The 21,304-nt window shown below is 69.5% G+C and carries 22 protein-coding genes and 1 riboswitch; of the genes, 14 read left to right on the forward strand and 8 right to left on the reverse strand.

The window, feature by feature from the left end:
• Positions 1-51: 51 nt before the first annotated feature.
• Positions 52-2,169, forward strand: coding sequence for a phosphate acetyltransferase (gene pta / locus QE397_RS21620; RefSeq protein ID WP_307097266.1), 2,118 nt, complete (start codon positions 52-54; stop codon positions 2,167-2,169).
• The gene (locus QE397_RS21625) at positions 2,166-3,353 is read left to right on the forward strand and encodes an acetate kinase (protein ID WP_307097268.1); all 1,188 of its coding nucleotides are present in this window, start codon (positions 2,166-2,168) and stop codon (positions 3,351-3,353) included. Before pta ends, QE397_RS21625 begins: the two co-directional genes overlap by 4 nt.
• Here the strand turns inward: QE397_RS21625 and QE397_RS21630 are convergent, their stop codons facing one another.
• The 3 genes from QE397_RS21630 to QE397_RS21640 are packed head-to-tail and all read right to left on the reverse strand — an operon-like array spanning position 3,354 to position 7,959.
• A complete protein-coding gene (locus QE397_RS21630; RefSeq protein ID WP_307097270.1) occupies positions 3,354-5,675 on the reverse strand; it encodes a serine/threonine-protein kinase in 2,322 nt (773 codons plus the stop codon).
• A gap of 2 nt (positions 5,676-5,677) precedes the next feature.
• A complete protein-coding gene (locus tag QE397_RS21635) occupies positions 5,678-6,649 on the reverse strand; it encodes a glutamate ABC transporter substrate-binding protein (RefSeq protein ID WP_307097272.1) in 972 nt (323 codons plus the stop codon).
• Positions 6,649-7,959, reverse strand: coding sequence for a hypothetical protein (locus QE397_RS21640; RefSeq protein ID WP_051613449.1), 1,311 nt, complete (start codon positions 7,957-7,959; stop codon positions 6,649-6,651). Before QE397_RS21640 ends, QE397_RS21635 begins: the two co-directional genes overlap by 1 nt.
• Positions 7,960-8,077: 118 nt before the next feature.
• Here QE397_RS21640 and QE397_RS21645 point away from each other — a divergent pair, with 118 nt between their 5' ends.
• Positions 8,078-8,770 (forward strand): NUDIX hydrolase, encoded by a 693-nt coding sequence (locus QE397_RS21645; RefSeq protein ID WP_056441389.1) that lies wholly within the window; start codon positions 8,078-8,080, stop codon positions 8,768-8,770.
• Between the two features lie 3 nt (positions 8,771-8,773).
• Here the strand turns inward: QE397_RS21645 and thiE are convergent, their stop codons facing one another.
• Positions 8,774-9,457, reverse strand: a complete 684-nt coding sequence (gene thiE / locus QE397_RS21650) for a thiamine phosphate synthase (RefSeq protein ID WP_056442251.1) — start codon at positions 9,455-9,457, stop codon at positions 8,774-8,776.
• Positions 9,458-9,562: 105 nt separating this feature from the next.
• Positions 9,563-9,670: riboswitch (TPP riboswitch) on the forward strand.
• Here thiE and thiO point away from each other — a divergent pair.
• From thiO to QE397_RS21685, 7 genes are all read left to right on the forward strand, one after another.
• Positions 9,663-10,757 carry a glycine oxidase ThiO gene (gene thiO, locus QE397_RS21655; RefSeq protein WP_307097274.1) on the forward strand — a complete coding sequence of 365 codons (1,095 nt, stop codon included), beginning with the start codon at positions 9,663-9,665 and terminating at the stop codon, positions 10,755-10,757. (Overlaps the previous riboswitch by 8 nt.)
• A gap of 9 nt (positions 10,758-10,766) precedes the next feature.
• Positions 10,767-10,973 (forward strand): sulfur carrier protein ThiS, encoded by a 207-nt coding sequence (gene thiS, locus QE397_RS21660; RefSeq protein ID WP_307097276.1) that lies wholly within the window; start codon positions 10,767-10,769, stop codon positions 10,971-10,973.
• On the forward strand, positions 10,966-11,724 hold the full coding sequence (locus QE397_RS21665; RefSeq protein WP_027506233.1) for a thiazole synthase: 759 nt from the start codon (positions 10,966-10,968) through the stop codon (positions 11,722-11,724). The genes thiS and QE397_RS21665 overlap by 8 nt, the downstream gene beginning before the upstream one ends.
• A 102-nt stretch (positions 11,725-11,826) precedes the next feature.
• A complete protein-coding gene (locus QE397_RS21670) occupies positions 11,827-12,816 on the forward strand; it encodes an ABC transporter ATP-binding protein (RefSeq protein WP_037186208.1) in 990 nt (329 codons plus the stop codon).
• Positions 12,813-13,607 (forward strand): ABC transporter permease, encoded by a 795-nt coding sequence (locus QE397_RS21675; protein WP_307097280.1) that lies wholly within the window; start codon positions 12,813-12,815, stop codon positions 13,605-13,607. Before QE397_RS21670 ends, QE397_RS21675 begins: the two co-directional genes overlap by 4 nt.
• 25 nt (positions 13,608-13,632) lie before the next feature.
• Positions 13,633-15,117, forward strand: coding sequence for a M28 family peptidase (locus QE397_RS21680; protein WP_307097282.1), 1,485 nt, complete (start codon positions 13,633-13,635; stop codon positions 15,115-15,117).
• Between the two features lie 42 nt (positions 15,118-15,159).
• Positions 15,160-15,978 (forward strand): adenylate/guanylate cyclase domain-containing protein, encoded by an 819-nt coding sequence (locus QE397_RS21685; protein WP_307097284.1) that lies wholly within the window; start codon positions 15,160-15,162, stop codon positions 15,976-15,978.
• Here the strand turns inward: QE397_RS21685 and thiD are convergent.
• Positions 15,940-16,794, reverse strand: a complete 855-nt coding sequence (gene thiD / locus QE397_RS21690) for a bifunctional hydroxymethylpyrimidine kinase/phosphomethylpyrimidine kinase (protein WP_307097287.1) — start codon at positions 16,792-16,794, stop codon at positions 15,940-15,942. The genes QE397_RS21685 and thiD overlap by 39 nt on opposite strands.
• A 210-nt stretch (positions 16,795-17,004) precedes the next feature.
• Here thiD and QE397_RS21695 point away from each other — a divergent pair, with 210 nt between their 5' ends.
• Complete coding sequence (locus QE397_RS21695; RefSeq protein WP_056442260.1) at positions 17,005-17,331, forward strand: GNAT family N-acetyltransferase; 327 nt, start codon at positions 17,005-17,007, stop codon at positions 17,329-17,331.
• Between the two features lie 87 nt (positions 17,332-17,418).
• Positions 17,419-17,799, forward strand: a complete 381-nt coding sequence (locus QE397_RS21700) for a GNAT family N-acetyltransferase (RefSeq protein WP_051613451.1) — start codon at positions 17,419-17,421, stop codon at positions 17,797-17,799.
• On the opposite strand, the gene QE397_RS21705 is transcribed toward QE397_RS21700, so the two are convergent.
• The 3 genes from QE397_RS21705 to QE397_RS21715 are packed head-to-tail and all read right to left on the reverse strand — an operon-like array spanning position 17,706 to position 20,061.
• The gene (locus QE397_RS21705) at positions 17,706-18,539 is read right to left on the reverse strand and encodes an exodeoxyribonuclease III (RefSeq protein WP_307097289.1); all 834 of its coding nucleotides are present in this window, start codon (positions 18,537-18,539) and stop codon (positions 17,706-17,708) included. The two genes, QE397_RS21700 and QE397_RS21705, sit on opposite strands and share 94 nt — an antisense overlap.
• Positions 18,540-18,550: 11 nt before the next feature.
• Positions 18,551-19,468, reverse strand: coding sequence for a GNAT family N-acetyltransferase (locus QE397_RS21710; RefSeq protein WP_307097291.1), 918 nt, complete (start codon positions 19,466-19,468; stop codon positions 18,551-18,553).
• A complete protein-coding gene (locus tag QE397_RS21715) occupies positions 19,465-20,061 on the reverse strand; it encodes a peptide deformylase (protein ID WP_027506240.1) in 597 nt (198 codons plus the stop codon). Before QE397_RS21715 ends, QE397_RS21710 begins: the two co-directional genes overlap by 4 nt.
• 271 nt (positions 20,062-20,332) lie before the next feature.
• Between QE397_RS21715 and QE397_RS21720 the strand changes: the two genes are divergently transcribed.
• Complete coding sequence (locus tag QE397_RS21720) at positions 20,333-20,641, forward strand: DUF3263 domain-containing protein (RefSeq protein ID WP_027506241.1); 309 nt, start codon at positions 20,333-20,335, stop codon at positions 20,639-20,641.
• A 129-nt stretch (positions 20,642-20,770) separates the two neighbouring features.
• Positions 20,771-21,247 (forward strand): LytR C-terminal domain-containing protein, encoded by a 477-nt coding sequence (locus QE397_RS21725; RefSeq protein WP_222646472.1) that lies wholly within the window; start codon positions 20,771-20,773, stop codon positions 21,245-21,247.
• Positions 21,248-21,304 lie beyond the last annotated feature (57 nt).

The raw sequence follows: 21,304 nt of genomic DNA on the forward strand, positions 1-21,304 counted from the left end.
GCGGGACATCGTCTCGGACGACCGCGGCGGCGCGCCCATTAGGCTGAGACCATGGTCGCCGCGCCCGCAGACACGCCCAGTTCGCCCGTCTCCAGCATCTACATCGCGTCGCCCGAGGGGGACACCGGCAAGTCGACCATCGCGTTGGGGCTGCTGCGCATGCTCGGTGCCTCGACGGCTCGGGTCGGTGTGTTCCGGCCGATCGCTCGGTCGTCGTCCGAGACCGACTACATCCTCGAGCTCATGATCGACCACACCACCGCGGACACCACGTACGAGCAGTCGCTCGGCGTCACCTACGACGAGGTGCACGCGGATCCCGACGCCGCGCTCGCCGAGATCGTGCGCCGCTACCACGACGTCGCGTCCCAGTGCGATGCCGTGGTGATCGTGGGCAGCGACTACACCGACATCGCCAGTCCCAGCGAGCTGGGATTCAACGCGCGCGTCGCCGTGAACCTGGGCGCCCCGGTGCTCCTCGCGCTGCGTGGCTCCGAACGCACGCCCGAGGAGATCGCCCACCTCGCCGACGTGTGTCGATCGGAACTGTCGACGCACCGCGCCCATCTGGCCGGCATCGTCGCCAACCGGTGCGATCCCGACGCGTTGGACGACGTCATCGCGCAGCTCTCGACCGAGGACGTGCCGGCGTGGGCTCTGCCCGAGGTACCGCTGCTGGTCGCACCGACCATGGACGAACTGCTGCACGCGATGAAGGGCGAGCTCTACAGCGGCGATGCCGAACTGCTGCAACGGGAGGCCCTGCGCGTGATGGTCGGCGGCATGACGGCCGAGCACATTCTCGAGCGACTCACCGAGGGAGTCGTCGTCATCGCTCCGGCCGACCGCTCCGACGTCGTGCTCGCGCTCGTCAACGCCCACGAGGCCGAGGGGTTTCCGTCGCTCGCCGGCATCGTCATGAACGGCGGACTGACACCGCATCCCATGATCGCCAAGCTCATCGAGGGTCTGCAGCCCCGACTACCGATCCTCACCACCGAACTCGGAACCTTCGACACCGCGAGTGTGGCCGCGTCCACTCGCGGGCGGGTGGCCGTCGGATCGCAACGCAAGGTCGACACGGCGCTGGCGCTCATGGAACGCCACGTCGACGCCGCCGAGATCCTGGGCCGCCTCGACGTCGCGATGCCGTCGGTGGTGACGCCGCAGATGTTCGAGTACCAGCTCATCGACCGGGCCCGCGCCGACCGCAAGCACATCGTGTTGCCCGAGGGGTCGGACGACCGGATCCTGCGCGCGGCCGGACGACTGCTGCAACGGCAGGTCGCGGACCTGACCATCCTCGGTGACGAGGCGGCGATCACGCGCAGGGCCGGGGAACTGGGGGTGGACCTGTCCGAGGCCACCGTGCTGGATCCGACGAACTCGGAGTACACGGACGACTTCGTCGCGGAGTACGTCGAGCTGCGCAAGCACAAGGGCATGACCGAGGACAAGGCCCGCGAGATCATGTCCGACATCTCGTACTTCGGAACCATGATGGTGCACAAGGGCATTGCCGACGGCATGGTCTCGGGCGCCGCGCACACCACGGCGCACACGATCAAGCCGTCCTTCGAGATCATCAAGACCATGGACGGGGTCTCGACGGTCTCGAGCATCTTCCTGATGTGTCTCGCGGACAAGGTGCTCGCCTACGGCGACTGCGCCGTGGTTCCCGACCCCACGTCGGAACAGCTCGCCGACATCGCCGTCTCGTCCGCGGCCACCGCGTCGATGTTCGGCATCGAGCCGCGGGTGGCGATGCTGAGCTACTCCACCGGCGATTCCGGATCGGGTGCCGACGTGGACAAGGTCCGGACGGCGACCGACCTCGTCCGCGACAGGGCGCCGGATCTGCTGGTGGAGGGACCGATCCAGTACGACGCGGCCATCGACCCGTCGGTGGCGAAGTCCAAACTGCCCGACTCCGAGGTGGCGGGCCGGGCGACCGTGTTCGTCTTCCCCGACCTCAACACCGGCAACAACACGTACAAGGCGGTGCAGCGCAGCGCCAACGCCGTGGCCGTGGGACCGGTCCTGCAGGGACTGCGCAAGCCCGTCAACGATCTCAGTCGAGGAGCCCTGGTGCAGGACATCGTGAACACGGTGGCGATCACCGCCATCCAGGCCCAGTCCGGTACCGACGGTCTCGAGGTCGCGAAGTGAGCACGGTGCTGGTCGTCAACTCGGGATCGTCGTCGGTGAAGTTCCAGGTGGTGGACCCCGACTCGGGACACAGTGTCCTGCAGGGTATCGTCGAGCGCATCGGGGACGCCGACGGGCGCGTGGCCGTCACCCGCGGCGACGACACGACGGAGAAGACGACCGACATCCCCGATCATGTCACGGGCCTCCGGCTGGCGTTCGAGATGATGGCCGACGCGGGACTGCCCCTGGCGGAGGCGGGCATCACGGCAGTGGGGCATCGAGTGGTGCACGGCGGCACCGTCTTCAGCGAGCCCACCCTCATCGACGACTCGGTCGTGACCACCATAGACGAGCTCAGTGCGCTGGCGCCCCTGCACAATCCGGCCAACCTGCGCGGGATCGAGGTGGCGCGCCGGGAGCTGCCCGACGTGCCGCAGGTCGCCGTGTTCGACACGGCGTTCTTTCACGCCCTCCCCGCCGCCGCCTCGACGTACGCCATCGATGCGGCCACCGCCGCCGAACACGACATCAAGCGGTACGGGATGCACGGCACGTCCCACGAGTACGTGAGTGGCCGCGTGGCAGAGCATCTGGGACGGTCGCCGTCGGACGTGAACCAGATCGTGCTGCACCTCGGCAACGGCGCCTCGGCATCGGCCGTGCGCGGCGGCGTCGCGGTGGACACGTCCATGGGCCTCACCCCGCTCGAGGGGCTCGTGATGGGAACCCGCAGCGGCGACATCGATCCCGGTATCGTGATGCACCTGCGGCGCAGTGCCGACATGGACGTCGATGCCATCGACGAACTGCTCAACCGCCGCTCCGGTATCAAGGGACTGAGTGGTGTCACCGACTTCCGTGAGCTCCGGCGCCTCATCGACGACGGTGACGAGGCCGCGGCCCTGGCCTTCGACGTGTACGTCCATCGCCTGCGGCGCTACCTCGGCGCGTACATGATCGAGCTGGGCCACGTGGACGTCGTCACGTTCACCGCCGGCGTGGGCGAGAATTCGGCCGAGGTGCGTGCAGCGGCCCTGGCGGACCTCGAGATGTACGGGATCGAACTGGACGAGGAGCGCAATGCCGAGCGCGGCAAGGGAATCCGGGTCATCTCGACGGACGATTCCCCGGTGACGGTCCTCGTGGTGCCCACCAACGAGGAGTTGGCCATCGCCCGCGCCGCGGTGGCCCTGATCGGCTGATCAGAAGAGGGACTTGGGCCGCACCGCGTTGGCCAGGTCCACCAGGGCGAAGCGGTGCGACCGGGTCCGCGCGGTCCGGGCGAGGGATCGCAGGGCGGTCTCGGCGCCCGTCCGGAGGCCGTCCCGCGTGAAGGGCACGCCGAGCAGCGGCACCGTGGACTCGGGCGTGTGCCCGGATTCCATCCATTCGAGCGCGGTGCCCAGGACGACCGTCCGCAGTTGCAGCGCACGGGGTTCGCGCGCCGGCAGCGCCTCGACGCGCCGCGCCGCCTCGTAGAGCGCACCCTCGTCCATGTCGGCCGCGGAGCCGGAGAGCAGTGTGAGTACGCCGGTCATCCGTGCCATCGAGTAGTGCCGTGACGTGGCGGGCACCAGATCGAGAGTCATGATGGCGTCGAGCAGCGCACCCCGTTCCGCGAGCCTGCGGGCGAGACCGAACGCGGCGCTGACGATGGTGCGATCGGTCCGCCACACCGTGGTGTACATCGTCTCGGCCAGGGCGCACCACGTGTCGTGGCCGTCGTCGGAGGTCTGCTGCGCCAACAGTTCCGCCGTCGCCGCGAGCGCGAGCTTGGGTGCGACCTCGCCGGGCATCGCGGAGAGCACCGAGTCGAACTTGTCGGCGGCGTCGACGAAGTTACGGCACAGCAGCGCGATGGTGCCGCGGTGCCAGTCGACACGCCAGTTGCCCGTCACGTCGTCCAGCCTGCGCATCACCTCCGCGGCCGAATCTCCCTCGCCCAGATCGAGATACGCGCGGGCCTCGGTCAGCACCGCTTCCACGGACCCGACGGAGTCGTCGCCCACGGTGCGATCGAGGCCGTTCTCGCGGGCAAGGCGCAGCGAGTCGAGCGTCTGGTGCGGTTCGCTGTGCACGGCCGCGGCTATGAGCTGCGCACTCGGGTCCGACGTGTCGATCAGGGGGACCGGAAGCGCGGCCACCACGTCGCGCGGATCCAGCCTGGCCACGCGGTGCCGTCCGTCGATGTACACGTCGGTGACGGCGACCTGCTCGTCGGTGCCGAAGGTGGTGCGCTGCGGGCTGAACACCGACGAGAGCGACGGGTGGCTGTCACCCGTCTGCTGCGAGAGGATCTCGCGCAGAACACCACTGAGCTGACTCGCCGCCTCGTCGGCGCTGCGGAACCGGGTGAGCGGGTCGGCGGCCGTCGCGCGTCGGAGCAGCCGGGCGAAGAACTGGTACTCCTGCAGGACGGGCGCGTCCTCCGGGATGCCGTCCACGTACCGTCCGTGCTCCGAGGCGATCTCGAGGGTCAGGACCGCGAGAGTGCGCCCCACGGTGAAGATGTCGGACGCCACCGTGGGTCCGGTCCGCACGATCTCCGGTGCCTGGTACCCGGCCGTGCCGTAGAGGTACCCGTAGTCCTCGAGCTGGCTCACCGCGCCCAGGTCGATCAGCTTGATCTGGTCCTGCGTCACCATGACGTTCTCGGGTTTCAGATCGTTGTACGCCAGACCGATGGAGTGCAGGTAGGCCAGCGCGGGCATCACCTCGAGGAGGTAGGCGATGGCCTCCTGCACAGGCAGTTTCGTGCGCGCCGGGTTGTCGGTCATGATCTGGCGCAGCGTGCGACCGCCGACGTACTCCATGACGATGTACCCCGTCGACGACGGCGCCTCCTGCGTGCCGGGTGCGAGGGGGCGGGGGTGCTCCACGAAGTTGTAGATCTTGACGATGCCGGGGTGGGTCACCTCGGCGAGGAACTGGCGTTCCGCCATCGCCACCGCGTGTGCCTCGGCGTTGCCGAAGTGCAGCAGGCCCTTGAGCACGACCCAGCGATCGCTGACGTTGCGATCGATGGCGAGGTAGATCCACCCGAGTCCGCCGTGCGCGATACACCCCTGCACCTCGTACTGCCCGGCCACCATCTCACCGGGTTCGAGCAGCGGGGAGAAGTCGAAATGCGTTCCGCACCTGTCGCAGTCACCCGACGGATGGGCGGGCCGGCCGTCGACGCTCCGCCCGACGGGGGCGTTGCACTTCCAGCAGAACCGCTTGCTCTCCGGGACGCGGGGGTCCGACATGACAGCGGTCGCGGGATCGACCTCGGGAATGCGCGGCAGTTCCACCAGCCCACCACCGAGGCGACGACGCTTTCCGGTTCGTACGCGGCGGCTCGGCCGGGAGGTGCGCCCCGTGGTGTCCTCGCGCAGCGCGGCCCGCGTCGCATCGTCCTCCTCGGGGCGCACCGAGGCCCTCGTCGCGTCGGAGTCCTGCTCGCGCAGGGCGGCGCGGGTGGCGTCGGGATCCTCGTCGCGCAACGAGGCCCGGGTCGCCTCGAGATCGGGTTCGGTACTCATGATCAGCCGTTGTAGACGGGAAAGGGCGCGCCGGGAGACGGGCCGAGGACGGACAACCACTGGGTGTAGATGCGGTTCCAGGTGCCGTCGCCGCGAATGCGTTCGAGCGTCCTGTTGACGACGCGCACGAGGTCGTCGTGACCCAGCGTCACGCCGATCCCGTACGGCTCCGCGGCGATGGAGAACCCGACGATCTCCAGGTACGGATCCTGGGCGGCGAGTCCGGCGAGGATCGCGTCGTCGGTGCTGACGGCGTCGACACCGCCCTGCTGCAGCACCACGAGACAGTCCGCCCAGCTGGGCACGCTGACGATCTGGGCACTGGGCTGCAGACGCTGGATGCGCAGCAACGACGTGGTGCCCGCCGCGGCGCACACGCGCCGACCGCCGAGGTCACCGACACCCGTGATGCCCGAGCCCTTGACGGCCAGGACCCGTTGATCCGCCTGGTAGTACACGGTGGAGAAGGTCACCCGTTCGCGCCGGGCACACGTGATGGTCATGGTCTTGACGACGATGTCGACCTCGCCCTCGGCCAGGGCGTCGATCCGCTCGGCGGACGCGAGAATGCGGTACTCCAGCCGGTCCGGGTCCCCGAACAGATCGCGGGCGACCTCGCGGGCGATGTCGACGTCGAAGCCGACGATCTCACCGCTCACGGGATCGCGGAAGCTGAACAGGTTGCTGCCGGTGTCCAGCCCGACGACGAGGCGCCCGCGGGCGCGGATCGCGTCGACGTTCGGAGCGGGCACGGGTGCGCCGTCGGGTGCCGCATAGTTGGGCCGCAGGCTCGCACGGGGGTCGCCGCAGTCCTCTGCCGCTGGCATCGGTGCGCCCGGGGTGACGCCGGTGGCCCCGTCGGGCAGAGGTTCGGCGACGGTGGCGCGGTCCGGCGCCTCCGGCACCGGCGTGGTGTCCGCGCAGCCGGTCAGGACGAGGAGGAGCGCGGCGGCGATCACGGCCGCGCGGCGCATCACAGGTACTCCCGGATACGCGACCACATACCGCCCACGACGGCGAGCACGGCCAGGCCGCACACGATGCCGGTGCCCACGGTGAGGCCGGCCAGCACGCCCGACGCACGCTGGACGTCGTCTCGCAGGGACGCGCGGGACGCCTCGATCTCCTCGACGAGAGCCGAGTCGAGCCGACCGAACACGTCGCTGGAGTCGCCGGCAGCCGTTCCGGTGGCGATGGTGACCGCCGTGTCGAAGTCGCCGACGTCCAGCGACGCGTTCATCCGGTCGTGCGAGCTGGTCCAGAGCGACACCAGCGCACGGGCGTCGTCCATCCGGGGACTGTGCGTGTCGTCGTCGTGCGCGAGTGTGCCGAGGGTGTCGGCGAGGCCGGACACCGCGTCGGAGTACGACTTCTCGTAGTCCGCGAAGCCGCCGCGCCGCGTCATGCCGATGGTCTCGTCGGCGCGTGCCTGCTGGGCGAGGATCCGGCTGGTGGTGAGCAGGTCCAGGGGCTCCGCGCCGCGCACCAGAGCGCGGTCGGTGGCGGTCGAGGAGATGAGCCCGGCGACGAGCATCCAGCCGAGCAGCAGTACGACGCCCACCGTGGCACCCGCGAAACCGACGTTGACGGTGCGCTTGGTCTTCCGGCTCAGGAACATCTGCGCGCCGACGAGCACGAGCACGGTGATGCCCAGCACGACGAACGCCGACCAGGGTGGTGTCGCGAACTGGCGCTGCGCATCCGACACGTCACCGGACTTCTCCGCGTGCAGTTCCTCGGCCCACGGCAGGATCGTGTTCTGCATGAGGGTCGACGCCTCGGCCAGATACGCGGAACCCACCGGATTGCCGACGCGGTTGTTCGTCCGCGCGGTCTCGATGATGCCGGCGTACAGCGGCAGGTTCGTGGAGATCGTCGCCAGCAGTTGCCGCGACGTCGCGTCGTCGCTCGCGAGTCCGGTGGACGCGCGGACCACCTCGCCCGCCGCCGCTCCGAGCGAGTCCGTGTACCGACCACGGACGTCACCGGGTTCCAGACCGCCCGAGAGGAAGGCCGTCGCCGCCGTCGCGTCCGCGACCGACAGCTGCACGTACAGGTTCTGCGCCGCATCGGACAGCGGCTCGGTGCGCGCGAGCAGAAGTTCGAGGGTGCGCTGGCGGTCCGACACCGACAGCGTCGTCACGAGAGCGGTGGTCACGAGCGTCGCGACCACCAGTAGACCCACCGCCAACAGCCGGACGGGAGTGGAACGGAGGAACTCCGACCGTTCGGAGCGGGTGTCGACGGGCGCGCGCAGAGTCAGCGCACTCGTCTGCTGTGACACCTCGACCCCTTCCTGCGCGATCGGTCGCCCTCATGTCCGGATTCGAGCATAGGCCCACCGTGGTCCGAGCACAGGCAACGCGAGGAGCAATAAGGTGGGGGAATGCGGACGGTGAACCATGCGCGGTGACGGGGACGGCTGGGTCTTCAGCAGCGACGGGAGCCGGCACTGGGGACGACACGGCGCGGCCGGTCTGCTGTTGCGGGCTCCGACCGGGTCGGCGGGCTCCGTGGTGTTGCTGCAGCACCGTGCGGCCTGGAGTCATCAGGGCGGGACGTGGGCGCTGCCCGGTGGTGCCAGGGACAGTCACGAGAGCGCCGTCCACGCGGCCGTACGCGAGGCCGGCGAGGAGGCGGGCATCACCGACGACCTGCTGACCGTGCGGGACGAGCACGTCACGAAGGTCGAGGACTCGGGGTGGTCCTACACCACTGTGATCGCCGACGCGGAGCGCGAACTCGACACGGTTCCCAACGGTGAGAGCACCGAACTGCGCTGGGTCGCCGAGCACGAGGTGGACTCGCTGCCGCTGCACCCCGCCTTCGCCGAGAGTTGGCCGTCGCTGCGCACCGTGCCCGTCCGCGCCGTCCTGGCCGCCGACGCCCCCGACGACCTCCCGGCGCGCACCGTACGACTCGCCGTCGGCAGCTTCGGGTGGATCGTCGACACCGTGCGGGCCGAGAACGTGGACGCGGCGCTCGCCGCCGTCCGGAACGACACCGACCTGCGCGTCGTCGTCGTGACGGCCGACGACGCAGTGCGCTCGGCGGTTCCCGCCGACGTCACCGTCCTGTCGCCGGACGGACTCTGACGGTCAGACCGACGGCAGCAGATCGAGCAGTCGACGGGCCGCCGCCTCGGGGTCGCGAGCCTGCGTGATCGCCCGCACCACCGCGATGCGGGACGCGCCCGCCTCGAGCGCCTGCGCGACGTTGTTCTCCTCGACCCCGCCGATGACGAACCACGGCCGGGTGGGATGCGATTCGGCGACCTCACGCACGACGTCCAGGCCCGCGGCCGAACGGTTCGGCTTGGTGGGAGTCGCCCACACCGGTCCCGTGGCGAAGTAGTCGACGCCGTCCTCGATGTCGGCGAGCGTGGCCTGTGCCCGGTTCTGCGTGGAGCGCCCGATGACGACGTCCGGGCCCACGATGCGGCGCGCGTAGTGAACCGGCAGATCGTTCTGGCCGAGGTGCAGCACGTCGGCGCCCGAGGCGAGCGCCAGATCGGCACGATCGTTGACGGCCATCAGCGCGCCGTGACGGCGGCACGCGGCGGAGATGACCGCGAGAGCGGCGAGCTCGTCCTTCGCCTCGATGGCGCCGTACTTCTTCTCGCCCGCCGACCCCTTGTCGCGGAGCTGCACGATGTCGACGCCCCCGGACAGCGCCGCGTCCACGAACTTGGCCAGGTCGCCGGTGTCTCGGCGGGCGTCGGTGCAGAGGTACAGACGGGCGGTGGCGAGCCGCTCGCGGGCGGTGGTCCTCGAAGTCGTCACGAGTGTGAATGTAGTACCACCCAGTACTGCGGGAAGGCCGGAGGCCGGTCGGGTGATGGCGGGAAGGCCGGAGGCCGGTCGGGTCATCAGCCGGTTAGGGTGAAGGGGAACGAACACGGGAGTCCCGGACGGGGCTGAGAGTGGGCGAGGCCGCCCAGACCGTAACCACCTGACCCGGGTCATGCCGGCGGAGGAAGTGAGTTTCATGCAGCGATCCGTCTCCGTCGTGGGCGGCGGGGTGATCGGCCTCTTCTGCGCCCGCGCCGCCGCGGCGGCGGGATGGTCCGTCTCCCTGCACGACCCGACGTTCGGTGCACGCGCTGTCGGCGACGGCGCCGCCAGCTGGGTGGCGGGCGGCATGCTCGCGCCGCTGTCCGAGGGCTGGCCCGGCGAACACGCACTCCTGGCACTCGGTTCCGCGTCGCTGCGGCGGTGGCACGATCCGGTGCTGCGCGCGGACCTGGAGGGTCGGGGCGTCGTCGTGTCGAGTGGATCGTTGACCGTCGCGTTCGACTCGGCCGACGCTGCGGACCTGCGCACTGTCGCCGACTGGGTGGGTGCGCAGGGCCACGATCTCGAGATCCTCTCGCGCAGCGAGGTGCGCACTCTGGAGCCGTCACTCTCGCCGCGCGTTCGTCTGGGCCTGTCGGCGCCGGGGGAGTTGTCAGTGGACAACCGGGCGTTGGTCCTCGCGTTGGAGTCCGCGGTCCGCGACCGGGGAGTGCGGATCGAGCGTGCTCCCGTCACCGACCTCGACGCGCTCACCACCGATCGTGTGGTGGTCGCTGCGGGGTGGTCGACGTCCCGTCTGCTGCCGGACGTCCCGGTGCGGCCGGTGAAGGGCGAGATCCTGCGCCTGCGTGCGCGCCCCGGCTCGGCGAGTGCGCCGACGCGTACCGTCCGCGCGAGCGTCAACGGTCGCGCGGTGTACCTGGTCCCCCGTGGCGACGGTCTGGTGGTCGGTGCGACGCAGTACGAGCACGGTGACGACACCGCCGTGACCGTCGCCGGCGTCCGCGACCTCCTGGCGGACGCCGAGGCCGTGTTCCCGGCCGTCGGTGACTACGAGTTGGCGGAGACGGCGGCGGGCCTGCGGCCGGGGAGCCCCGACAACATCCCCGTGGTCGGGCGGTGGGACGACCGCGTGATCGTCGCCGCCGGCCACGGTCGCAACGGGGTGCTGCTCGCGCCCGTCACGGCGGACGCCGTGGTGGCAGAACTGGAGGGCGAGCCGTTGACGGAAGCGGCATGCGCTCTCCCCGAACGGTTTTCGAGTCTCACGCGGACTCGGGCACGGTAGGAGACGAACATGACCGCAGTGGGTGTCACCGTCAACGGTGCGGATCACGACTTCGAGCCCGGCACGACGGTGCAGGACATGCTGACCCAGCTGGGTCTTCCCGAGAAGGGCATCGCCGTGGCGGTGGACGGAATCGTGCTGCCGCGCTCGCGGTGGGGCGAGGACGTGGGCCGCGGCTGGACCATCGAGGTGCTGACGGCGGTGCAGGGTGGCTGATCAGCTGACCATCGCCGACCGTACCTTCACCTCTCGCCTGATCATGGGGACCGGGGGCGCGGCCAACCTCGCGGTGCTGGAGGAGGCCCTCGTCGCATCGGGGACGGAACTCACCACCGTCGCTCTGCGCCGCGTCGACGCCTCGGGCGGCACCGGGGTGCTCGATCTCCTCACGCGCCTCGGCATCGCCCTGCTGCCCAACACTGCGGGATGTCGCGGCGCCGCCGAGGCCGTGCTCACCGCGCAGTTGGCACGAGAGGCGCTGGAGACCGACTGGATCAAGCTCGAGGTGATCGCGGACGAGCGGACCCTCCTGCCCGACGCCATCGAGCTGGTGCGCGCCGCGGAGCAACTCGTCGACGACGATTTCGTCGTGTTGCCCTACACCACCGACGATCCGGTGCTCGCGCGTCGCCTCGAGGACGTGGGGTGCGCCGCGGTCATGCCGCTCGGATCGCCCATCGGGACGGGGCTGGGCATCGCGAATCCGCACAACATCGAGATGATCACCTCGGCCGCAGGGGTTCCCGTGGTGCTCGACGCCGGCATCGGTACGGCGAGCGACGCGGCACTCGCCATGGAGCTGGGGTGCTCGGCGGTGCTGCTCGCCACCGCGGTGACACGCGCTCGTGATCCGCGAATGATGGCCTCCGCCATGGCCGATGCGGTGCGCGGCGGACGATCGGCGGCGCTGGCGGGCCGGATCCCGAAACGGTTCTGGGCGCAGGCGTCCTCGCCCGACGTCGACTGACCACCCCGGGGGCGGCTCAGGGTCGCGTCATCCCTTCGGATGACCCGGGTCGAGACCCGGGAGCGATGTGGTCGGTGGTCCAGCTCGGGCATCCTGATGCACATGATCGAAGTGACAGGTTTGACCAAACAGTTCGGCGCGAAGAAAGCCGTGGACGATCTCTCCTTCACGGTGCGCCCGGGTATCGTGACGGGCTTCCTCGGCCCCAACGGTGCCGGCAAGTCCACCACGATGCGGATGATCCTCGGGCTCGATCAGCCCACGTCCGGCACGGCACTCATCGAGGGTCGGCCCTACCGTGAGCTGAAGAATCCCATTCGTACCGTCGGCGCTCTGCTCGACGCGAAGTGGGTGCATCCCAACAGATCCGCGCGTGCTCACCTGCAGTGGATGGCGGCCTCCAACGGCATCGCCTCGTCCCGCGTCGACGAAGTGCTCCGCCTCGTCGGTCTGTCCGAGGTGGCCAAGCAGAAGGCCGGCGGATTCTCCCTCGGCATGTCGCAGCGACTCGGTCTGGCCGGTGCGTTGCTCGGTGACCCGAAGGTCCTGATGTTCGACGAGCCGGTCAACGGACTCGATCCCGAGGGCATCGTCTGGATCCGCAAGTTCATGCAGCGACTCGCCGCCGAGGGGCGGACCGTGCTGGTGTCCTCGCACCTGCTCTCCGAGATGGCGCTCACCGCAGAACAACTGATCGTCATCGGCCGCGGTCGGCTCATCTCGGACTCGTCCGTGCAGGAGTTCGTCGACCGCGCCTCGGAGGCGTCGGTCCGCGTCCGCAGCCCCCAGCTCGACGCCCTGCGCAGCGCGCTCACGTCGGCAGGTCTGACGGTCAAGGAGCCCAGCAGCCTCGATCAGGTGCATCCGACCCTCGTGGTGGCCGAGTCCACCACGGAGGCGATCGGCGAGATCGCCGCGCGCCACAACATCGTTCTGCACGAGCTGGCGTCCCAGCACGGTTCGCTCGAGGACGCGTTCATGAAACTCACCGGTGACGACGTGCAGTACCACGGCGCCGGTACCGGTACCGACAATGACGTGAGCGGGCAGGCCGGAGGCCGGTCGGATTCAATGGGAGGGGCACTGCGATGAGTGTGCTTGCAGCGGAACGAATCAAACTCACCTCGACGAAGTCGCCGTGGTGGTGCACCGTCATCATCGTGGCGCTCGGGCTGGGCATCGGTGCCGTCATCGGCATCACGGCCAAGTCGACGGTCACCACCGTGCAGAACGACATCGCCGCCGGAAACGACCCCGGCTTCGAGCCGTACCTGCCGACCCTCGCGGACGCCGTCGCCGGCGTCAGCGGGTTCGGCGTTCTCGTGCTCATGATTCTCGCGGCGCTGTCGATCACCAGCGAGTATCGCTTCGGCATCATCCGGACCACGTTCCAGGCCATCCCCAGCCGCGCCTCGGTACTCGGCGTGAAGGCACTGCTCATCGGCGTCTTCGGTGCGGTGTTGTCCCTGGTGCTCACGCTGGGCGCGTTCTACATCGCGAAGGCCGCGGCCGGTCCCGATGCGGGCGCCGCACTCGTGCTCGAGGGTTCGGACGCGTGGCGTGCCATCTACGGTGTCCCGATCTACGCCTTCCTGTGCGTCGTCCTCGCCGTGGGAGTCGGTGCGCTGCTGCGACAGTCGGCCGCCGCGATCGCACTGCTGCTCCTGTGGCCGCTGTTGATCGAGTCGCTGTTCAACCTGTTCGGCAGCATCGGGCGCGACATCATGCCCTTCCTCCCGTTCATGAACGCGAACAACTTCCTCGGCTCGCCCGGCGGAGTGGAGTACCACTGGGGACCGTGGGGCAGCCTGGCCTACTTCGCGGCCTTCGTCGCCGTCGTCTTCGGCGCCGCAGTGGTGGTGGTGAACAAGCGAGACGCGTGACCGCTCTTTCGTTAGGGTGACGTTCATGCGGACGACACGATCGACCCTGTCCATCGCGATCTGTGCGGCGGGAGTGCTCGCGCTGTCGTCCTGCTCCTCCGGCTCGTCCGGTGAGGAAGCCACCCCATCCGAGGAACCCGTGGCCGCACCGGTCACGGGTTCCTCGCTGTCCGAGGCCGTCACCCTCGACGCGGTGGTGAGCCACCTGCAGGAGCTCTCCGACATCGCCGACGCGCACGACGGGAATCGCGCCGCCGGCACCGCCGGATACGACGCCAGCGTCGACTACGTGGCCGGCACACTGCGGGACGCGGGCTTCGACGTCGAGACGCCCGAGTTCTCGTTCGACAGCTACACCCTCGACTCGGTGGCGCTGCGCGCTGCCGACCGCGACGTGCCGGTGAGCGCGTTCACGTACTCACCGGCCACGCCCGCCGGTGGGGTCTCCGGTCCGATCGTGGCAGCACCTGCCGACGACTCACCCGGCTGCGAGTCCACCGACTACGACGGCCTCACGCTGACCGGCGCGGTCGCCCTGGTCCCGCGCGGGGTGTGCTCTTTCGCGCAGAAGGGGCAGATCGCCGCAGAGCGCGGCGCCGCCGCGATCATCGTGTCCAACAACGAGGACGGTCCGCTCGACGCCGGCACGCTCGGCGCGAAGGAGGATGCCCGCATCCCGTCGGTGGGTGTCAGCCGTGAGGACGGTGCCGCTCTGGCCGCGGCCCCGACCACCGCGCAGATCACGCTCGCCGCGGAGACCGAGACCACGACCAGCCGCAACATTCTCGCGCAGACCACGACGGGATCCACCGAGAACGTCGTCATGGCGGGAGCGCATCTCGACTCGGTCCCCGAGGGCCCGGGCATCAACGACAACGGCACCGGTACCGCCGCCGTGCTCGAGTCTGCTCTGCAGATGGGTGGCTCGCCGGACGTGACCAACGCCGTGCGGTTCGGGTTCTGGGGCGCGGAAGAACTCGGTCTGGTCGGATCCACGAAGTACGTCGAGGGACTGTCCGACGAGGACAAGGCCGCGATCGCGCTCTACCTGAACTTCGACATGGTCGGGTCGAACAACGCCGGCTACCTCGTCTACGACGGAGACGACTCGGATCAGGTCGGCGAGCCCGCCGGCCCCACCGGCTCGGACGCGATCGAGCGAGTCTTCGAGGAGCAGCTCACGACGCAGGACGCCGACGGCACCGACTTCGACGGGCGCTCGGACTACGGCCCCTTCATCGAGGTCGGCATCCCCTCGGGCGGTGTCTTCAGCGGCGCCGACGACGTGAAGACCGAGGAGCAGGCCGCGCGCTGGGGCGGGACGGCGAACGAGCCCTTCGACCCGAATTACCACACCGCCGAGGACACGCTCGAGAACGTCGACCGGGAGGCTCTCGGCATCAACTCGAAGGCCGTCGCCTACGGCATCGGCACGTACGCCGAGTCGGTGACGGGCCCGAACGGCGTCCCCGTAGGTGCCGATCGAGACGCTGCCCGTCAGGCCGAGTGACGTTTACTGTCACTCGGAGTAACGACAAGATAAGGTCGAGCGGTGAAGATCAGCGCAGGTGACGCCGCCCGTCGGGCCGCCGACGCTGCCCGCACCGTCAACCGGACGCCGCGGGTGGTCGAACTGGTCCGCCGCGTACGCGGAGTGCTGCCCGGTGATCCGTCGTTCGGCGATCCGCTCTCGACGGCCGGACCCGGAGCCGCGCGCATGGTCGCGCGGGTCACCGACCGGCTGCAGGGCGACGCTCCCGGCGCCTCGAAGGAACTCTCGCTGGGTGCGCTGCAGGTGTGGCAGGCGGTGCTCGAACGCGCGGGCCGCGGGCGGGGCGAACGCGAGGTCACCATCGTCTTCACCGATCTCGTCGGCTTCTCCACGTGGTCGCTGTCCGCCGGTGACGCCACCACGCTGGTGCTGCTCAAGCAGGTGGCCCGTGCGGTCGAGCGGCCCATGCTCGATCGCGGCGGTCACATCGTCAAACGCCTGGGAGACGGGCTGATGGCCGTCTTCCCCAGCGCAGACAACGCGGTGCGGGCCGTCTTCGAGGCACAGGCCGCTCTGGCCCGTGTCGATGTGAACGGCTACACCCCGCGGATGCGCGTCGGCATCCACACCGGCTGCCCGCGCGCCGTCGGGTCGGACTGGCTCGGCGTCGACGTCACCGTGGCCGCGCGCGTCATGCAGACCGGTGCCGACGGCAACGTCATGATCTCGAACGCCGCGCTGGATCTGGTGTCACCCGAGGTACTGGACACCGTCGGGCTGGCCACCAAGCCCTACCGGCGCGGGTTGTTCTCGCCGAAGCTGACCGGTGTTCCGGAGGATCTACGCATCAGCCGACTGATGCAGTCGCCAGAGCGGTGAGACCGGGCCGTGCCCGTGGCCGAGGTCGTACGCGGCCTCGAGCGACTTCGTGACCCACTCCTTCGCGAACTCGAACGCGTCCGGCACCGCGTAACCGTGGGCGAGGGCGCACGCCAGCGCTGCGGCGAGGGTGTCGCCGCCGCCGTGATCGTTGCCCGTGTCGATACGAGGGTTCGTGAACTCGAGCATCCGCTCACCGTCGAAGAGCAGATCGGTGCTCGACGACGAGGTCCGCAGGTGCCCACCCTTGACGACGGCCCACTGGGCGCCGAGAGCGTGCAGTGCCTCGGCGGCCCGTCGCGCCGTCACCTCGTCCTCGACGTCGATGCCGGTGAGCAGTCGGACCTCGTCGAGGTTGGGCGTGATGATCGTGGCGAGGGGAATGAGTCTGGTGCGCAGCGCATCCAGAGCATCGGCGTGCAGGAGGGAATCGCCGTGCATCGACGCCGAGACCGGGTCCACGACGAGCGGTACCGAGCCACCGCGGCCGATCCCGACCTCGGTGCACACGTCGGTGACGGCCTCGATGATGGCGGTGGACGCCAGCATGCCGGTCTTGGCCGCGCCGATGCCGATGTCCGACACCACCGTTCGCACCTGGTCGGCCACCACGGCGGGTGGGATCTCGTGAAAACCGCTGACTCCCACCGTGTTCTGCACCGTCACGGCGGCGACCGCGACGCAGGCATGCAGTCCGCACAGAGCGATGGTGCGCGAGTCGGCCTGGATTCCGGCGCCGCCGCCGGAGTCGGTGCCGGCGATGGTGAGGACGCGCAGTGGCGTCGTCCCGGAAGGTGCCAGAGGCAGCGTTGTCACACGCCGAACTGTACTCGAGCGCTTTTTCCCGTGAGTTCGCCACATATTCACCCGCTCCCCGGCGAAGACGCGAATCCTGTGCAATAGTGGTCTACGTCACATGCACCCATGTGATGCACACGACCGCGGCGACGAGGCTGCTCGTGTCCCGCCCCGCGCCCGGGTTCGCACAGGAACCGGGTGAGCCCCACGGCCGCCAGGAGAAGAATGATGCTGTCGGATGCGCCCGTCACCGATGTGACAGACAACCCGCACCAGAACCGGTTCGAGCTCCGGCTCAACGGTGACCTCGTCGGGATCGTCGGGTACTTCCCCGTCGACTCCGTCGGACGCGGTGCGCGTCGTCAGCCCGTCGTCAGCTTCATGCACGCCGTCATCACCGAGGACTTCGGGCATCGCGGCCTCGCCGCCATCATGGTCCGCAACTCCCTCGACGCTGCTCGCGGCTACGGCTGGAAGGTGAAGCCGGTCTGCACCTACGTGCAGCGCTTCGTCGCCGAGAACCCCGAGTACCGCGACATGGTGACCGCCGACTGATCTCGACACCGTGACGACTTCGTCGCGATTGCGCATCAACAGTCACAGGAACACCATCCGTCACAACATCGGTGATGAACTGTTGTCATGGACACCAGTCTCGTGTCGGACGATCCGAGCAACTCGCGCTTCGTCCTGACCGTCGGCGATGCGCTCGTCGGCATCCTCGCGTACGAGGTCGCACCCGACAGCGACACGGTCGTGCTCCAGCACACCGTCGTCAAGGAGGAGTTCGGCGACCACGGGTGGGCAGCGGTCCTCGTGCGCGGCGCCCTCGACATCCTGCGTATCGGTGACCTGTCGATCTGGCCCCAGTGTTCCTACGTGCGGCGATTCATCGGCGCGAACATCGAGTACCTCGACATGGTGGCCGATCAGGCCCCGGCCGGCTCGGTCACCGCGGCGTCCCCACCCAGCTCGACGACGACCGGCGCGTGGTCGCTGGCGCCCTTCCCCTTGCGCTCCTGACGATCGATCGAGGCGTCGGTGACCTGCGCCGCGAGTGCGGGTGAGGCCAGCACGAAGTCGATGCGGAGCCCTTCGCGGCGCGGGAAACGCAGCTGCGTGTAGTCCCAGTAGGTGTAGACACCGGGGCCGGGGGTGAACGGTCGCACCACGTCCGCGAATCCTTCGTCGACGATGGCTCGGAACGCGTCGCGCTCCGGTCCCGAGGTGTGCGTGCGGCCCTCGAACAGCGCCGGGTCCCAGACGTCGTCGTCGGTGGGGGCCACGTTCCAGTCACCGACCAACGCGATGCGTGCCTGCGGATCGGCGGCGAGCCACGACCGGGCGTCGTCGCGCAGGGTCGCGAGCCAGTCCAGCTTGTAGCGGTAGTGCGGGTCCTCGAGGGACCGTCCGTTGGGGACGTACAGGCTCCAGACGCGCACGCCCCCGCAGGTCGCGCCGATGGCCCGGGCCTCGTCGGCGGGCGGGACCTCCGGGTCCTTGCTGAACCCCGGCTGGTTCTCGAACCCGATCTGCACGTCGTCGAGCCCGACGCGTGACGCGATGGCGACACCGTTCCACTGACTCGTGCCCACGTGCGCGACCTGGTACCCGATGTCGGTGAAGCGCTGGTACGGGAACTGCTCGTCCTTGCACTTCGTCTCTTGAATCGCGAGAACGTCGATGTCGGAGCGCTCGAGCCAGTCGACGATGCGGTCGACTCGCGAGCGGACGGAATTCACGTTCCAGGTAGCCAGGCGCACGGTGAGCGACCCTAGCCCGGGGCGGTGACACCCTCCGGGCTCGCGTAGCGGTAGCGATGATGCTCCGTGAAGCCGAGGCGCTCGTACAGCGATCGCGCCTCGTCGTTGTCCACCTCGACCTGGACGTAGGCGTGCGTCGCGCCGTGGTCGGCTCCCCACCGCATCGCTTCGGAACACACCGCGGACCCGTGACCGCGCCGACGCTCGTCGGGTCGAGTGGCCACCGAGGTGATGCCGACCCAGCGTCGTCCGGTCGGCGATGCGGTGACGGCAGCGCGGGCGACCGACGTGTCGCCTCGTCGGAGAAAGATCACGACACCGTCGTGGACCGCGGTGAGGAGGTCCGGACGATCCCGGTAGCGGGGATGGTGCGCCAGCCATCGGTCGTCGGGCGCGGCGATGCGCTCGGTGTCCGTGTACGGCCCGGTCGACGACGGGATCGGCAGCGTCAGCACCAGTGCCTCGGCCGACAGGCTCCATCCCGCCGGCGCCCGGAGAAGTCGGTCCGGCAACGACAGCGAGGGTTGCAGGTCCCGGTCGCGGTACCAGGCGGCGACGGCCGGCAGGTCGACGGCGGACGCGTCGGGACGCAGGGGGCTCGCCGAATTGCCTCGTCGGGTCACGCCGGCGCCGGCGCGGAGCAGCCATCCACCGATCCACTCCTGCTCGAGGCCCGGCCACGCATCGGCCGCCGCACTCTCGAGACCGCGGATCTCCGAATTGCGGACGGGCCGAGGTGCCAACGCCTTGAGCGCGACGATGCGCTCGGCCGGCACGGTCACCGGGTCACCGGACTCCGGCTGCACGGTCACCGCGGTGCCGGACGCCGCGAGGACGCCGATCACGTCGGTGAACGGCGGGGTCGACCCGTCCGGCAGGCGGTACCGCAGCACCACCCGCGAGCCCGGAACCGGGGCGTCCGGAGTCACTCGTCGTCGTCGTGGCCGAACGGATCCGCGACGGTACCGGGGATCCAGCTCAGCCCGGGTACGCCCCACCCGTTCTTCTTGATGGCCTTCTTCGCCGCCCGCGCGTTGCGTCCGACCAGCACGTCGACGTAGAGGAAACCGTCGAGGTGGCCCACCTCGTGCTGCAGCATGCGCGCGAAGAAACCGTGCCCCTCGATGTCGACGGGCTCACCCTTCGCATCGGTTCCGGTGACACGCGCCCACTCGGCCCGACCCGTCGGGTGCTGCTCGCCGGGAACCGAGAGGCACCCCTCGTCGTCGTCGTCCGGATCGGGCATCGTCTCGGGAATCTCCGACGTCTCGAGAACCGGGTTGATCACCTCGCCGCGGCGGCGCGTCACCGTGCCGTCCTCGCTGTGGTCGGGGCAGTCGTAGATGAACAGTCGGAGCGGTTCACCCACCTGGTTGGCGGCCAGTCCGACACCCTTGGCGGCCTCGAGCGTGTCGTACATGTCCGCGATCAACGTCTCGAGTTCCGCGGGCGACGCCGTGACCTGCTGGGTGGGGGTGTGCAGCACCGGGTCACCGACGATACGGATGGGGAGAATTGCCATGGTCCAGAAGGATACTGCCCGCCCGGTGGACGATTTCTGGTCCGGTCGGCCGGGCCGAGACGCGCCGCGGTGTCGCCGCATCCCGGAGCCCGGTCCGTGGTTAGATTGGCGGCGAACGACACGGATGTGATTCACCGCCGTGCGCGGACCTCTTCGGGTCCGGGGGACGCGCGAGAACACGGTCACGGCCGGGTTCACACGGCACAGCCCGAGGTCGACGGCAGAGCTCGCGAGACGCGATGCCGAGGGCGGCACAGACGACAGGAGTGAGATGGACAGCGCTGCAGCGCGAAGTCACGGGCGAGCCGACGGGGCCGACGAGCCGAGTGACGGACTCTCCCGCCGGGAACACGACATTCTCTCGTTCGAGCGCCAATGGTGGAAGTACGCCGGCGCGAAGGAAGAAGCGATCAAGGAACTGTTCGACATGTCGGCGACCCGCTACTACCAGGTGCTCAACGCCCTGGTGGACAAGCCGGAGGCGCTGGCCGCGGACCCGATGCTCGTGAAGCGCCTGCGACGTCTGCGCGCGAGCCGGCAGAAGGCACGCGCTGCGCGTCGACTCGGCTTCGAGATCTGACGGGTGTCGTCCCGCGCCGCCCCGGGTCACCCGGTTCGGCCGAGTCGCTAGGCTCGCAGCGTGACTGATCAGACCCCCGCGAGCACTCCGACCCCGGACTCGTCCGGCCCACCGTTGCGAGCGCTGGCCATGGTTCTGCTGTCGCTGGCCGTCGTCTTCGCAGGTCTCGGCTTCTTCTCCCTCACGGGCTCGGGCGAGGACACGCCCACCTCCACCGCAGCGGCCGTGACCACCACCGCCGCTGCCGCAGCACCCGCCGCGCCGCAGTCCGACGCGAGCGCCGGGTCGGCCGCCACGACGACGACCAGTGCGCCGTCCTCCACCACGGCCGCGGCACAGTCGTTGCGCGTCCTCAACAACAGCAATGTCAGCGGACTGGCCGCCGAGGTGGCGCAGACGCTCGAGTCGGCCGGTTTCACGGTCGGCGAGACCGGCAACTACAGCAGCGGCACCATCGCGGCCTCCACGGTCTACTACGACCCGTCGGTGTCCGGTCAGCAGGCCGAGGCCGAACGCATCGCGACCACACTGGGCTTCGGTGTCGAACCACGTTTCGAGGGCATCGAGTCCTCCACGCCCGGCATCATCGTCATCGTCACCGGGTGACTAGAGTTCAGGTCAGCACGTCCCCACACATCTAGGAGACCTTCACCATGGCCAGCT

The organism is Rhodococcus sp. SORGH_AS_0301, from assembly GCF_030818285.1.
Classification (GTDB): domain Bacteria; phylum Actinomycetota; class Actinomycetes; order Mycobacteriales; family Mycobacteriaceae; genus Rhodococcoides.